Origin of the sequence: Streptomyces sp. NPDC047853 (genome assembly GCF_043204535.1) — a bacterium.
Classification (GTDB): domain Bacteria; phylum Actinomycetota; class Actinomycetes; order Streptomycetales; family Streptomycetaceae; genus Streptomyces.
Genome location: NZ_JBIDCI010000001.1, coordinates 340203 through 354779 on the forward strand (window position 1 = coordinate 340203; position 14577 = coordinate 354779).

General features: G+C 73.9%; 10 protein-coding genes. 6 read left to right on the top strand and 4 right to left on the bottom strand.

Translation table 11 applies throughout. The features are described 5' to 3' along the window. Positions 1-108: 108 nt before the first annotated feature. The 4 genes from ACGF5T_RS01670 to ACGF5T_RS01685 form a co-directional block, all read right to left on the bottom strand. On the bottom strand, positions 109-2457 hold the full coding sequence (locus tag ACGF5T_RS01670) for a polysaccharide pyruvyl transferase family protein (RefSeq protein WP_366768661.1): 2349 nt from the start codon (positions 2455-2457) through the stop codon (positions 109-111). Further along, a complete protein-coding gene (locus tag ACGF5T_RS01675; protein ID WP_361012547.1) occupies positions 2454-3719 on the bottom strand; it encodes a hypothetical protein in 1266 nt (421 codons plus the stop codon). The genes ACGF5T_RS01670 and ACGF5T_RS01675 overlap by 4 nt, the downstream gene beginning before the upstream one ends. 153 nt (positions 3720-3872) lie before the next feature. Beyond that, complete coding sequence (locus tag ACGF5T_RS01680; protein ID WP_366768660.1) at positions 3873-5228, bottom strand: polysialyltransferase family glycosyltransferase; 1356 nt, start codon at positions 5226-5228, stop codon at positions 3873-3875. Continuing rightward, the gene (locus tag ACGF5T_RS01685; protein ID WP_366768659.1) at positions 5225-6214 is read right to left on the bottom strand and encodes a glycosyltransferase family 2 protein; all 990 of its coding nucleotides are present in this window, start codon (positions 6212-6214) and stop codon (positions 5225-5227) included. The genes ACGF5T_RS01680 and ACGF5T_RS01685 overlap by 4 nt, the downstream gene beginning before the upstream one ends. A 198-nt stretch (positions 6215-6412) precedes the next feature. Between ACGF5T_RS01685 and ACGF5T_RS01690 the strand changes: the two genes are divergently transcribed. The 6 genes from ACGF5T_RS01690 to ACGF5T_RS01715 all read left to right on the top strand — a co-directional run bounded on the left by ACGF5T_RS01690 (position 6413) and on the right by ACGF5T_RS01715 (position 14016). Next, complete coding sequence (locus ACGF5T_RS01690) at positions 6413-7756, top strand: DUF6716 putative glycosyltransferase (RefSeq protein WP_356602027.1); 1344 nt, start codon at positions 6413-6415, stop codon at positions 7754-7756. 128 nt (positions 7757-7884) lie between these two features. Beyond that, positions 7885-9162 carry an N-acylneuraminate cytidylyltransferase gene (locus ACGF5T_RS01695; RefSeq protein ID WP_366768658.1) on the top strand — a complete coding sequence of 426 codons (1278 nt, stop codon included), beginning with the start codon at positions 7885-7887 and terminating at the stop codon, positions 9160-9162. A gap of 14 nt (positions 9163-9176) precedes the next feature. Beyond that, the gene (locus ACGF5T_RS01700) at positions 9177-10115 is read left to right on the top strand and encodes an N-acetylneuraminate synthase family protein (RefSeq protein WP_356602031.1); all 939 of its coding nucleotides are present in this window, start codon (positions 9177-9179) and stop codon (positions 10113-10115) included. Between the two features lie 40 nt (positions 10116-10155). Beyond that, a complete protein-coding gene (locus tag ACGF5T_RS01705; RefSeq protein ID WP_366768657.1) occupies positions 10156-11223 on the top strand; it encodes a hypothetical protein in 1068 nt (355 codons plus the stop codon). A 245-nt stretch (positions 11224-11468) separates the two neighbouring features. Beyond that, the gene (locus tag ACGF5T_RS01710) at positions 11469-12704 is read left to right on the top strand and encodes a M20 family metallopeptidase (protein ID WP_356602965.1); all 1236 of its coding nucleotides are present in this window, start codon (positions 11469-11471) and stop codon (positions 12702-12704) included. Positions 12705-12966: 262 nt separating this feature from the next. After that, positions 12967-14016 (top strand): BMP family ABC transporter substrate-binding protein, encoded by a 1050-nt coding sequence (locus ACGF5T_RS01715; protein WP_356602035.1) that lies wholly within the window; start codon positions 12967-12969, stop codon positions 14014-14016. Positions 14017-14577: the final 561 nt, after the last annotated feature.

Here is a 14577-nt window from a genome sequence, read left to right on the forward strand (position 1 = left end):
AACAGGCTAGCTACGCTCCCGAAGCCGGCGGTGTCGAAAAGGGCGCGCGGAGGCGAACTCCGTTCGCAGGGGAAGTGAATTCTCGGTGTGACGGGATGTTCCGGGCGCTCAGGACAGGCCGAAGGTGTTCCGCAGTTCCCCGATGTTCGACCGGGTGGTCCTCCACAGGAGTTCCTGCGCGCCGTGCACGTCGGCCACGGCGGCCGCGTGGTGGTCGAGGATCGCCGACGCCCGCTCCGCGAGCCGGGGACCCAGCTCCCGGTCGTGCACGGACAGCCCCCACTCCGGGCGGCCGATGTCCGACAGGAAGTACGCGAGCTTGGGGTGCGAGACGAGGCTGAGGATCGGGGTGCCGCAGCCGAACGGGATCATCCCGGCGTGCCCGCGCATCCCGATCACCAGTCGCGCGCGCCCGTACAGACCGCGGATGGCGTCGTTCGACATGTCGTACAGCTGCTCCACGGGCAGGGCGATCCCGTGCTCCCGGCGCAGGTCGTGCACGAACTTCTCGTCGGCGGGCATGTGAGCCGCGTACCGTACGTCGGCCCGGTCCCGCAGGCTCCGCAGCGCGGTCGCCAGCTGCGTGAGGAAGTGGCCGTAGTCGTGGCCGAACCGCAGGCCCGCGCGGTCGTAGGCGCAGTTGACCAGGACGGTGTCGGTCCGCTCCACCGAGGCGAACTGCTCCGGGTCCAGGTGCCGGGCCACCGTGGTCGGACAGGGCTGGTAGCGCACCCGGTCGCGCAGCCCCGCGGGGAGCAGCTCGCGGACCCGGTCGATGGAGCCGTGGTTGCGCAGCCCGAAGAACGCCGACCGCTCGACCAGGACCCGCAGGCTCTCCGCGAACCGGCTCCGGCGGTAGAGCTGCCCGTCGAAGACGTTGTAGCCGACCGCGAACACCGCGAGCGGCGCGCTCACGCGGGCCAGCAGGTCGTCCGGGACGTTCCACTGCCAGTGGCTGTTGCCGTTGGGGGAGGTGTCCGGGAGGAAGAGCCCGCCGCCTCCGACGACGATCCCGCGCCGCGCGTTCAGCTGCTCCAGCGCCTCCTCGTCCACCAGCCGGTGCACCGGCTGCCCGTACCAGCGGCGCGGGCCCGTGTAGGTGTCGAAGCAGCTGCGCACCGCCTCGGGCAGGACCTTGTCCCCGGCGTTCTCCTGGCCCTCCGCGAACAGCGCCACGTGCGCGAGCTGCCGCGCGGCGTCGTCGGCGGCGTCCTCCGGTCGTCGCGGCTCGGGCACCCGCGGACGGGTGCGTACGTACCAGCCGTGGCAGCCGCCGTCCGTCGGGTCGGCGTCCAGGCCCTCGCGGGCGTAGGCGTGCGCGTCCGCGTCCCGGCCGCACAGCCACGCCAGGCGGGCGAGCTGGGCGAAGGCACGGGGAGCGACGTCGGGGGAGGCCGCCGCCAGCAGCAGGTGCGCCTCGGCCTCGTCGTAGCGCGACAGCGCCATCAGGCAGACGCCGAGCGTCTCGTGGCAGCGCGGCGCGTCCAGCCGGTCGCCCACGACCGGGGCGAGCACCGCGACGGCCTCGTCGTAGCGGCCCTGCTGACGGTGGACGTCGGCGACCGTGCGGGCGAGGTCGAGGGAGGGGCGGGCGGCGAGCAGGGGCGGCGCGCAGTGCGCCAGCAGGTCGGGGTGCTTGCGGCCGGGCAGGGCGCAGTAGGCGGCCCGGAACTCCTCGTCGCTCAGCTCGAAGCGGCGCCGCGCCTCGGTGGCCGGGCCGTACCCGGGTGCGTCGGTGCCGACCGGTCCGGTGAAGCGCAGGACGGCGACGTGTCCGGGCACCGGGGTGTCGTCGTGGAGGCGGCGGGCGAGGAAGTCGTACCGGGCGTCGAGCTCGACCAGCGCCCCGGTGAGCGTCGGACCGAGGTCGTCGCCGGTGGCGTCGCCGAGCCGGTCCGCCAGGGCATCGTCCACGTCGGCACGCCGGACGACGAGGAGACCGTCCGGCAGTACGGCGCGTCGCTCCCCGGCCTCCCCGGCGCACAGCACCTGCCGCACGGCGCCGACCCCGTGGCGCATCCGCAGCAGCTCGTCGAGGGAGCCGAGGACGACCATGGCCGGGGTGAGGGCGACGACGGTGTCGTACCCCTCCAGCCGGAAGACGTCCCCACGGTCCTCGGCCCGGCGCGTGACGAGGCGCGGGTGCAGCCGCCGGGCCGCGTCGAACGAGGAGTCGGGCAGGCCGGGGTGGAGGACCACGAGATCCTCGCAGACGCCCGGGTTGGACAGCACCAGGCTGCGGATCAGCGTGGCCAGGCCGGGCAGGCCGTCCCGGTCGGTGTGGACGGCGAAGGCGATCCGGCGACGGCCGGTGACGGCGCTCCGGTCGTCCGCGACGGAGACCGGGGAGCCGGGGGCGGAGGCCCCGGGAGCGAGCGCTCCGATGGCGGAGGCCCCGGGAGCGGAGGCCCCGGGAGCGGAGGAGCCGGGACCGGAGGACTCGGGGGAGGGGGTCATCGCAGGGCGATCCTCATCTTGCTGTCGTCGACGTGCGTGGCGCGGTCCATGACCCACTCGGCCTCCTTCGGCCGCAGCCGGCCGGGCAGGGTGAAGCCGATCAGGTCAAGGCGAGGACTGGCGTCCAGGAAGTCCAGGAGCCGCAGGACGGTGAAGGCGGTGGTCGGCGCCGGGCCCCAGCCGTCCTCGCCGAGCAGCGCCGGGTCGCTCAGCGGCCGGCGCAGGGAGGCGTCGCCCACGTGCTCCTGCGCCCCGGGCACGAGCCGCTGCCGGGTGGCGCGGCGCCAGTCGGCGGCCGGGTCGCCGAACACGAGCCGGACACCGGCCCGCTGCGTCCAGGCGGGCCCCTCCCACGGGGTGTCGCCCCGCAGCGAGACGGCGTGCAGCCCGGTCCGCTCGCCGGTGCCCCCGGCACGGATGCGGAACGCGTCGCAGCGCACCACCAGGTCGTAGCGGTCGATCTCGGCGCCGAGCGCGCTGCCGGCCACGTCACCGGCGTTCGCGACCAGGCACACCGTCCGCCCCGCGACCAGTGCCCGCAGCCCGCCGACACCGATCGGCGTGCTGCCGCCCGGCGCCGGGTCGGGGATCGCGGGCCGCTCGACGAGCCGCCGGTAACCGCCGTACAGGTCCAGCAGGCGCCGCACGGAGGGGTCGCCCAGGCCGTGCTCGGCCACCCGCGCCCGCACGTACGCGGCGAACCGGGGCGCGACGACCGCGGTGGTCGTGTCGGGCTGGTCGAGCAGCTCGCGCAGCGGGGCGCCCGCCTCGGGGAAGAGCGCGAGGGCCGCGTCGAGACACGCGCGCCGGCGGCGCAGGGTGTCCGTCCTGCGGGCGACCTCGGGCGCCGGGGCGCCGCCGTTCAGCAGCGCGGTGTAGCGCGCGTAGCACTCCAGCGCCTCGTGGCCGCGGCCCAGCCCGTCCAGGGCCAGGCCGCGCAGCCGCCACGCCCCCTTGGAGCGCTGCCGGATCATGGCCGAGGTCTCGGCGACGCCCAGCGCGAGGACCAGTTCGCGCTCCCCGCCGGCCTCCAGCGCGCGCTCGCCGACCTGGAGGAGGGCGTCGAAGGGGTCGGCCGACGGGCTGCCGAGGGAGGCCGCGAAGACCCCGATGGCCTGGGTGAGCCGGATCTGCGGGGGAGCGGACCCCGCGTCCCGCGCCGCGAGGTGCTCACCGCACAGGCGCATGCCGCGGGCGTACAGCGCCGGCTCGACGGCCTCCTTCTGCCGCGCCTTGAACAGTCCCGCCAAGGGCTTCGTCATGCCTTCCACCGTTCTCCGACCGGAGGCCGAATGTGCCCCAGAGCGACGGGCCGCGGGTGGCTTCCCGGCACACGGCGGGTGAACACTGCCCCTCATGAGGGCGACCGGACTCCCCGCCCGCCCTCACGCGGGGTCCCCCCCGGCGCCCCTGCGTCACCGCCCCATCGAGCGGCGCAGTGCCCGGGCCCGGCGGACCACCCTGCGGGCTGTGGAGTTGCGCGGCAGGAAGCCCAGGCGGGCCGGGATGCCGCCCGGGAGGCCCAGCGAGGTGAGCCGGCGCTTCTTGAAGTAGCGCCAGGTGCGCGCGTCCAGGTGCTCCCGCAGAAACCCCTCGGCCGCCGGCCGCAGCTCCGGCAGCACCTTCGGCTGCATCGCGAACCCGACGGCCCGCACCAGCGCGGCGAGCGTTTCGGTGTCCATGCCCCGCCGGCCCTCGGTGACGGCGACCGGGTCGGCCAGGTCGGGGAGGAGCGCGTCGACGACGGTGGCGGGCACGCGGTTGCTGTTCTCGTACGGCGTCAGCCGGTCCAGCAGCGTCTCGGTGCCGACCCGGGCCACCGGCAGGCCGTACAGCGCGGACGCGGTGAACAGGGCCGTGGAGAAGCAGCCGACGACCAGTGCCGGACGCGTCCGCTGGAACAGCACCTCGGCGAGGACCGGAGTGTCCACCACCGTGAGGTCGACACCGAGCCTCCCGGCCTCCTCCTCCAGGGTCCGGGTGAAGCGGGCCGGCGCCGTGGGGTGCGGTTTGAACACCACCCGCGTGTGCCCGAGCCCGGCCGCGCCCGTCAGCATCCGCACGTGCAGGTCCTCCTCCTCGTCGGCGGAGAGGATGCCGAGCGCCGACAGGTACTGGCCGAGCAGCACCGCGGTCCCGCCGGTGTCCGGCAGCTCCGTGCCGGGGCCCGCCGGCCGCGCGCCGTCACCCGCCAGTTCCGCGAGCACCTTGGTGAACGCCGCCGTCGGCACGACCTCGGGCTCGACGCCGAACTCGGTGAGCAGCAGCGGCGTGAGCCCCGGCACTAGGTCGAGGTGGAGCAGCCGCTCCACGCGCGTGCCGACCAGCGGGGCGAGCTTGGTGCGGGTGGGCCCGTAGCTCATCAGGCCGTCCGCGTAGACGGTCACGGGCGCGTCGGTGAAGATCTGCGCCACCCCGAGCGCCGGGTGCACCTGGATCGACTCCACGGCCAGCGCCACGTCGTCCTCACCCAGCCCCCAGGCCAGCCGCAGGTGCCGCTCCCACATCGGCACGTCCTCCAGCCGCGGTGACCAGCCGCCCGGGTGGAAGGGGGAGACGGCCTCGTTCCACGACACCACGTCGTCGAAGCGGTCCCGCACCCGCTCGAAGCCGGGCATCGCGTCCACGGACGGGGTCGTCTCGGGCGTCGCCGCGTTGTTGGAGACCAGCAGGATCCGCCGGTCGGCCGGTGCGAAGCAGCCGCTGTCCAGGGCCGCGGCGAGCGTGGCCGTGCCGTACAGCGTCGACACCAGGAAGATCTGCGTGGTCACGCCGCCACCCCTCCGTCCGTCCGGTCCGCCGTCGCGCTGCGGCGCAGGCGCCGCAGCCGCGTGGCCCGCTCGGCGTCCATCGAGCCCAGTACCTCGTCCAGCGCGTCCTGCGGCATCCGCCGCAGCGCCGCCGCGCTCCTCGCTCTCAGGGTCCGGGCCACCGCGGGCTCGAACCGCTCGATGGAACCGAGGTGGTGGGAGATGATCGCGCAGTACGTGCGCACCGCCTTCGGCACCAGCCGCCCGGCGTCCTCGTCCCCGGCCGCCCCCGCCAGGACCTCGTCGAAGGCGCGGATGAAGTCGAGCTGGCGGACGTCGCCGATCTGGGTGAGCGAGGACGCCACCCCGCGCCGGTAGAAGACGCCGAGCAGCCCGGTCACCGCGAAGGACTCGGCCTCGCGGTGCAGCTTCCAGATCCACGGCCGGTCCTCGGCCGTGCGCAGCCCGTCGGTGAAGTGCAGCAGGCCCCGTTCGACCAGCCGGCGGTGGTAGACGCCCGCCCACGCGTAGGCGTAGTCGACGGAGGTGGTCCGGTGGGCGGGCAGGATCGCGTCCCGCGGCCGCAGCGCCACGTTGCGGCGGCCGTGCGGTACGCGGTGCAGTGTGCGCACCCGTCCCGTGCACTGCACGTGGTCGGTGCGCAGGAAGTCGACGCCGAGCCGCTCGACCGCCGCCACCAGCCGGTCGTAGTGGCCGGGCGCCAGCCAGTCGTCGCCGTCCAGGAAGGTGAGGTACTCGCCGCGCGCCCGGTCGATGCCGGTGTTGCGGGCGGTCGCCAGGCCGCCGTTGCGTTCGTGTATGACCAGCACCGCCCCCGGCAGCTCCCGTTCGGCCCGCGCGAGGAGGTCCGCGGTCCCGTCGGTGGAGCAGTCGTCGACGAGAATGAATTCGAAGTCGTCCCGCGCGTTGGCGCGCAGACTCCGCAGGGTGTCTGGTGCGTATTGCCGGACGTTGTAGAACGGCACGATGACGGAGAGCTTGGGCACGTCGATGACGTTATGCGGCGGCCCGGGATGCGGCTTTACCCTGGCCTTGATACGGGGTGAACGCGGCGTGGCGAAGCGGTGAAGCGAACGTTTTTCCGGGCGCCGGGCGGCCTGATCACCTATTCGGCGATGTGCTGTTCACCCTTTGTTGGATTGCGGTTGGGCCCGTCCTAGAAATGGCTTCCTAGCGTCTACGGCGTGCCAGCAAGTGCAACGAAGGCCCTGCGAGTCGCCGTTCTGGCGGACTCCGACACCCGGTGGAAATGGGGCGCGCTCACCGCGACCCGTATCTCCCCCGGCGACACGGACATCCGCCTCGACGGCTACCTCCTGCGCGGCCGAGCCACCCCCACCCCCCGCCAGCTGCGGGAAGTCGGCGTCACCGCGGACTCGCTCCGCGAGGTGACCGCCGTCGAGTTCCTGCGCGCCATGGGCGACGCGACGGGCGAGGAGTCCTACGACGTCCTCGTCCTCGCCCTCGTCGGCGGCGGCGTCCAGGCGATGCTGCACGGCCTCGGGCGCATCTGGCAGGACCGCGCCGACCGCCCCGTGGTCGTCACCGGCTACGTCGGCGTCGTCTACGAGAAGCTCGCCGACGGCCTGCTGCTGCGGCACGGCGCGGACCTCGTGCTCGCCAACTCCCGTCAGGACGCGGACCGTTTCCGGGCCGTGTACGAGGGGGTGGGGGCCGACGCCGCCGCGGTGACCGAGGTCGCCCTGCCCTTCCTGGGCGGCGCCGACTACACCGGGGAACCGGACCGCGAGGGCGGGCAGCGTCCCTACACGGTGGTCTTCGCCGCCCAGCCCTCCGTGCCGGACAACCGCCGGGACCGCACGTACCTCCTCGAACGGCTGATCCGCCACGCCCGCCTGCACCCCGAGCGCGAGGTGCTGCTGAAGCTGCGCTCCAAGCCCGGCGAGCACACCACGCACATCGAGGAACTGCCGTACCAGAAGCTCGTGCAGCGGGCCGACCCGCCGCCCAACTTCCGGTTGGTCTACGGGCACATGGGCGAGGTCCTCGACCGCACCGACCTGCTGGTCACCATCAGCTCCACGGCCGCCCTGGAGTCCCTGCACCGTCGCATCCCCACGGTCGTCCTCTCCGACCTGGGCGTGCGGGAGGCGCTCGGCAACCACCACTTCGTCGGCTCCGGCTGCCTCGCCTCCTGGGAGCAGCTCGACGAGGGCCACCGCCCGGTGCCCGACCCCGAGTGGGTCGCCCGGCAGGGAGTCGCGGCCGACGGCGGCTACGAGACCGCCTTCGACGAGGCCCGGGAACGCATCACCGGGCTGCTCGGCCGCCCGGGCGGACTCCCCCCGCTGGCCCCGTACTACACGACGGTCACCGCCCCCGGCTATCTCCCCGGCATCCTCGCCCGCCACCACCTGGGCCCGGACGGCACACCCCTGCCCGGGGCGCCGGCCGCCGACAAGGCCCCGGGCCCGGTCCGCCAGGTCGTACGCCGGGCCGCCCGCGGCGCCTACCGCCACGGCGTCCAGCGGGTCGCCCCGGTGATCCGGCGGATGGGGGAGCTGTGAGCGGCCCGACACCCGGGACCCCCGCGGCCCCGCGGACACCTGCGACCTCCGCGGCCCCGCAGGCATCCGATCCCGCCGCGGTTCCGGTTCCGCAGACCCCCACGACACCGGCGCAAGGAGCAGAACCCATGTCCAACCCGGAAGCGGGCCGGGGCGCTTCGATGCGCCGCGTGCTCGCGGTGATCCCCGCACGCGGCGGCTCCAAGGGAGTGCCCGCGAAGAACCTCGCCCCCGTCGGCGGCGTCCCGCTGGTGGCCCGCGCGGTGCGCGAGTGCCGGGCCACCCGCCTGGTGACGGACGTCGTGGTCTCCACGGACGACCGGACCATCGCCGCCGCGGCCCGCCAGGCCGGCGCCGAGGTCGTCCTGCGGCCCGCCGCCATCGCCGGCGACACGGCCACCTCGGAGGCAGCCGTCCTGCACGCGATGGACGCCCACGAGGCCCTGCACGGCGCGGCCGTGGACGTGGTGCTGCTCGTGCAGTGCACCAGTCCCTTCCTCGTCCGCGAGGACATCGACGGCGTGGCCGGAGCGGTCGCGGAGAACGGCGCCGACACCGCGGTGACGGTCGCCCCGTTCCACGGCTTCGTGTGGCGGGACGGCACCGGCGAGGGCGACGGGGAGGAGGGGGGCGGACACGGCGTCAACCACGACAAGTCCTTCCGCCCCCGCCGCCAGGACCGCCCCCAGGACCTGCTGGAGACCGGCGCCGCCTACGCCATGGCCGCACCCGGCTTCCGCAAGCACCAGCACCGCTTCTTCGGACGCACCGAACTGGTCCGCACCGACCCGGCCCGCGTCCTGGAGATCGACGACCCGCACGACCTGGCCCGCGCCCGCGCGCTGGCCCCCCTCTTCGACGAGGCCCGGCCCGGCACGCCCGCCGCCGGCCGCCTCCCCGCCGCCGCCGACATCGACGCGGTGGTCCTCGACTTCGACGGCACCCAGACCGACGACCGGGTGCTGATCGACTCCGAGGGACGGGAGTTCGTCTCCGTGCACCGCGGCGACGGACTCGGCATCGGGGCCCTGCGCCGCAGCGGCCTGGCGATGCTGATCCTGTCCACGGAGGAGAACCCGGTCGTCGCCGCCCGTGCCCGCAAGCTCCGGCTCCCGGTCCTGCACGGCATCGACCGCAAGGACCTCGCGCTCCAGCAGTGGTGCGAGGAGCAGGGCATCGCGCCCGAACGCGTGCTCTACGTCGGCAACGACGTCAACGACCTCCCGTGCTTCGCCCTCGTCGGCTGGCCCGTGGCGGTCGCGAGCGCCCACGACGCCGTCCGCGGCGCAGCCCGCGCGGTCACCACCGCCCCCGGTGGCGACGGCGCGATCCGGGAGATCGCCGGCTGGCTCCTCGGCCCTTCGCTCGACTCCCTCGAATCCCCCACGATCACCCAGTCCAAGTAAGGAAACCCCCTGTCATGAGCACCGACTCCCGCATCCGCACCTTCGGCACCCGCGAGGCCGGCCCCGGCCGCCCCGTCTACATCACCGGCGAGATCGGCATCAACCACAACGGTGAGCTGGAGAACGCGTTCAAGCTGATCGACGCCGCCGCCGAGGCCGGCTGCGACGCCGTCAAGTTCCAGAAGCGCACCCCGGAGATCTGCACCCCGCGCGACCAGTGGGACATCGAGCGGGACACCCCCTGGGGCCGGATGACGTACATCGACTACCGCCACCGCGTGGAGTTCGGCGAGGACGAGTACCGCCAGATCGACGAGTACTGCAGGACCAAGAACATCGACTGGTTCGCCTCCCCGTGGGACACCGAGGCCGTCGCCTTCCTGGAGAAGTTCGACGTCCCCGCCCACAAGGTCGCCTCCGCCTCCCTGACCGACGACGAGCTGCTGCGCGCCCTGCGCGCCACCGGCCGCACCGTCATCCTCTCCACCGGCATGTCCACCCCGAAGCAGATCCGCCACGCGGTCGAGGTCCTGGGCAGCGACAACATCCTCATGTGCCACGCCACCTCCACCTACCCGGCGCAGGCCGAGGAGCTGAACCTCCGCGTCATCAACACCCTCCAGCAGGAGTTCCCGAACGTCCCGATCGGCTACTCCGGCCACGAGACGGGCCTGCAGACCACCCTGGCCGCCGTCGCCCTCGGCGCCACCTTCGTCGAGCGCCACATCACCCTCGACCGCGCCATGTGGGGCTCCGACCAGGCCGCCTCCGTCGAGCCGCAGGGCCTGACCCGCCTGGTCCGCGACATCCGCACCATCGAGGCCTCCCTCGGCGACGGCGTCAAGAAGGTCTACGACTCGGAGCTCGGCCCGATGAAGAAGCTGCGCCGCGTCTCCGGTGTCGTCGCCGAGGCGGAGATCGCCGCCGCCGCGGGCGAGCCGGTCACGGTCTGACACCCCCACCACGCCCTCACCACGAGACGGTCGTACGCCGATGAGCCCCCGCGCCGGGAATGCCGGCCCCCGCACCCTCGCCTTCGTCGAGAGCCCGGTACAACTGCTGAACGTGCTGGAGTGGGCGCACACGCGCGCACCCGGCGCGGAGCTCACCCTCGTGGTCCTGTCGCCCGTGGATCCGATGACCCGGGGCCAGCTGCGCCGCATGGCGGAACTGGCCCGCAAGGAGGGCCACGAGATCCGGTGGGAGGAGGCCCGGGGCGGCGCCACGGCCCCCTTCCGCACGGTCGGCGGCCTCACGACCGCCCTCCGCCAGGCGGACCGGGTCGTCATGGGCGACCCCTTCTCCCGCTACGTGCAACTGCTGCTCACCATCACCCGCGCCCACGACCTGGTCGTCGTCGACGACGGCACGGCCACGATGGAGTTCGTCACCCAGCTGGCCCACGGCGAGCGCCTGGTGCGCTGGCACCGCAAGGGCAGCCGCCCCGGGCCGCGCGACCTGCTCTTCGCCCCCGTCTCCCGGTCCGCCCGGCACCGGCTGACCCCGGCGGGCGACCGCCGGGTCTCGGTCTTCTCCTCCATGCCGATCGACGACGTCCCGGACGGTGTCACGGTCAGCGCGAACGACTTCGCCTGGACCCGGGCGCGCTTCGGTCCGCCCCGCATCACCAAGGGCGCCGACATGGTCGGCACGTCCCTGGTGGAGACCGGCGTCGTGGACGGCGACCGCTACGTGGACGCCGTACGCGCGCTGGCGAGGACCCACGGCGCGGCCCGCTACTTCGCCCACCGTCGCGAGAACGCGGAGAAACTGCACCGGCTGGCGGTCGAGACCGGCCTGGAGATCGTCCGCCCCGACCTCCCCCTCGAACTGATCGCCCGCCGCGGCCCGATCGGCCGCACCGTCCTCAGCTTCCCGTCCACCGTCGTCCACACCCTCCCCCTGGCCCTGGCCGGCACCGAGGTCAAGGTCGCCGTCTGCGACATCGACCCCGCCTGGCTCACCCAGCACGCCTCGCCCCGCGCCCGCGGCTTCCTGTCGGGCGTGACGGGCTCGGCGCGCGACGTGCACCGGCTGTCGGCGGTGGCGGCCGCCGGGTAGGTGGTCCTGGTCACGTCACGTGGACGGCCCCGGCGTGGTCGGGCCGTACCGTGGTATGGGTGAAAGGAGAAGTGAACAGGAAAGACGGAACCGGGTGCCGAGGCCGAAGCGGGTGAGTGTACCCACCCCCGTTGAAAGCCATGCGCCGTGCGGTCAACTTTTCTTCCCCTAACGGGCTGAACTTTTGTTGATCGTGGGACAGTTGACCGCCCCGGCGTCCTACCCTTCAGAGGGTGAAGCAACTGATGTCCCGAGAGACCGAGGCCGATCCGTCCGGAGAAGCGCTGCTCCCCGGCACCTTGCCGGACGCGCTGCGCGCGGAGCTCGTCGCCTTCCGCCGAGACCTGCACATGCACCCCGAGCTGGGCAACCAGGAGTTCCGCACCACCGCCGCGATCAAGGAACGGCTGGAGCGGGCCGGCCTGAAGCCGCGGGTGCTCCCCGTCGGGACCGGGCTCATCTGTGACATCGGCACGAACACCGACTCGGGACAGTGGACCGGCGGACCCCGCATGCTCGCCCTGCGGGCCGACATCGACGCCCTGCCCATCCCCGACACCAAGAGCGAGTGCGCCTACCGCTCCCAGGTGCCGGACCGCGCCCACGCCTGCGGACACGACGTGCACACCACCGTCGTCCTCGGCACCGGCCTCGTCCTCGCCGCCCTGCACGAGCAGGGCCTGCTGCCCCGGCCCGTGCGGCTGGTCTTCCAGCCGGCCGAGGAGGTCCTGCCGGGCGGCGCCGCCGACGCCATCGAGGGCGGCGCGCTCGACGGCGTGCGCCGCATCCTGGCCGTGCACTGCGACCCCCGGGTGGACGCGGGCAGGATCGGGCTGCGGGTCGGCCCGATCACCTCCGCCTGCGACCGGCTGGAGATCGCCCTCGACGGCCCCGGCGGACACACCGCCCGCCCGCACCTCACCACCGACCTGGTCACCGCCGCGGCACGCGTCGTCACCGACGTGCCGCCGCTCGTCGCCCGGCGCGTCGACAGCCGCAGCGGCCTCGCCCTGACCTGGGGGCGGATCGAGTCCGGCCACGCCCCGAACGTCATCCCGCAGCACGCCGAACTCGCGGGGACCGTGCGCTGCCTCGACCTCGACGCCTGGCGGCAGGCCCCGGACCTCGTGGTCGGCGCCATCGACGAGATCGCCAACCTGTACCGGGCGAAGTCCGAGATCACCTACGTCCGCGGCGTCCCCCCGGTCGTCAACGAGGTCACCAGCACCGAACTCCTCCAGGCCGCCATGGTCGCCCGGCGCGGCACGGACTCCGTCGAGTCCACCGAGCAGAGCCTCGGCGGCGAGGACTTCTCCTGGTACCTGGAGCACGTGCCCGGCGCGATGGCCCGGCTCGGCGTCCGCCCGCCCGGCGAGCGCGTCATCCGCGACCTGCACCAGGGCGACTTCGACGTCGACGAGCACGCGATCACCGTCGGGGTGGAGATGTTCACCGCGGCCGCGCTGATCGACGCCGTGTAGCGCGGCCGGCCCCGCTCCGGCCCGCCGCGGTTGCGGCCGCGGCGGACCGGGGGCAGCCTGATGCACAAGCGCACGAGGTCGCGCGGCGCGCCCGGGTGCCCCCTTCGCTCCCCTTCGCGCCGGTGGTTCACAGGGCCGTAACCGGCCAGCGGCACGAATGGGTAACGGCCCCGGGGAACCCCGTTCCCAGGAGTTTCTACGCGCGTTAATCTGCGCCGAACCGAGCGCCCGCTGCGGGGCTTTGGAGAATGGGGAGCTTCAGATGCGTCGGATATCCAGACTGACCCGCGTCGCGGTGGGGGTCGCGTCGCTCGCACTCGCCGCCACGGCTTGCGGCGGCACCAGCGGCGAGAGCGACAGCGGCGACGGCGGCAAGGACGACAAGGGCCTCGCCATCGCGTACGACATCGGCGGCAAGGGCGACCAGTCCTTCAACGACGCCGCGTACGCCGGCCTGGAGCGGGCGAAGAAGGAGTTCGGCTACAAGACCGCCGACATCGAGCCCACCGAGGGCGAGACCGACGCGGACAAGGAGCAGCGCCTCGCCTCGCTCGCGAAGCAGGGCTACGACCCGGTCATCGGCGTCGGCTTCGCCTACGGCCCGGCGATGAAGGCCGTCGCCGCGAAGTACCCCGACACCACCTTCGGCATCGTCGACTCCGTGGTCGAGGGCGAGAACGTCGCCTCCCTCGTCTTCGCCGAGAACGAGGCCTCCTACCTCGCCGGCGTCGCGGCGGCCAAGGCCACCAAGACCAAGACGGTCGGCTTCGTGGGCGGCGTGGACATCCCGCTGATCCACAAGTTCGAGGCCGGCTACAAGCAGGGCGTCCAGGACACCGACCCGAAGGTCAAGGTCGTCTCGCAGTACCTGACGCAGACCGCCGAGGAGGGCGGCTTCTCCAGCCCCGACAAGGGCCGGGCCGCCGCCGAGGGCCAGATCGAGAAGAAGGCCGACGTCGTCTACCAGGCGGCCGGCCTGTCCGGCCAGGGTGTGATCGAGGCGGCCGCGAAGGCGAAGGTCTGGGCGATCGGCGTCGACTCCGACCAGTACGAGCAGGAAGCCCTCGCGGCCTACAAGGACTCCATCCTGACCTCCGCCCTCAAGGACATCAACGGCGCGGTCTACGCCCTGGCCAAGTCCGTCGAGGACGGCAAGCCGCTGAACGGCACCCGGACCTTCGACCTGAAGTCCGACGGCGTGGGCCTGTCCGACGCCAACCCGAAGTACGCCGAGGTCCCGGGCCTGACGGAGGCCGTGGCCAAGGCGAAGGAAGGCATCATCGCCGGCTCGATCAAGGTCAAGACCGAGTAGACCCCACGGCACGGCACCGGACGACGGAGCGGGCGGGCGCGCGAAAGCCCCGCCCGCTCCGCCGTGCCCGGCCCCTGCCAGCCCCGGACGCCCGCAGCTCGCCCCGCCCCGGATGCCTGTCCCCTGCCTGCTCCGGATGTCCGGCGCCCGCCCCGCTCCGGACGCTCGCCCGCCGCCGCTCCGCCATGCCCGGCCCCTGCCAGCCCCGGACGCCCGGCGCCCGCCCCGCTCCAGCTGCCCGGCGCCCGCCCGCTCGGTGCCCGCCGCCCGCCCCGCTCCACATGCCCGGCGCCCGCCGCCCCGGACGCCTGGCCCCTCCCCGCCCCGGACGCCCGCCCCCGCCCGCCCCGGACGCCCGCCCCCCGCCCGCTCCGCCGTGCCCGCCCCCGGCCCCCGGCGTCACCCTCCGCCACCCTTCGTTCGCGCCCGGCAAGCCCCGGGCGCCCGTACGCCCCGCCTTGCTCACGGGCGGATAACAAGGTGGACAGAAGGGGTTTTCAGGCAGGTCTACGCGCGTTAATCTGCGGCGAAGCCAGCGCCGTACCCGAACCGTCCCCGGCG

Coding starts and splice junctions, on each gene's coding strand:
- ACGF5T_RS01670 (WP_366768661.1), bottom strand. CDS start 2,457: ATGACCCCCTCCCCCGAGTCCTCCGGTCCCGGCTCCTCCGCTCCCGGG.
- ACGF5T_RS01675 (WP_361012547.1), bottom strand. CDS start 3,719: ATGACGAAGCCCTTGGCGGGACTGTTCAAGGCGCGGCAGAAGGAGGCC.
- ACGF5T_RS01695 (WP_366768658.1), top strand. CDS start 7,885: ATGTCCAACCCGGAAGCGGGCCGGGGCGCTTCGATGCGCCGCGTGCTC.
- ACGF5T_RS01700 (WP_356602031.1), top strand. CDS start 9,177: ATGAGCACCGACTCCCGCATCCGCACCTTCGGCACCCGCGAGGCCGGC.
- ACGF5T_RS01705 (WP_366768657.1), top strand. CDS start 10,156: ATGAGCCCCCGCGCCGGGAATGCCGGCCCCCGCACCCTCGCCTTCGTC.
- ACGF5T_RS01710 (WP_356602965.1), top strand. CDS start 11,469: ATGTCCCGAGAGACCGAGGCCGATCCGTCCGGAGAAGCGCTGCTCCCC.
- ACGF5T_RS01715 (WP_356602035.1), top strand. CDS start 12,967: ATGCGTCGGATATCCAGACTGACCCGCGTCGCGGTGGGGGTCGCGTCG.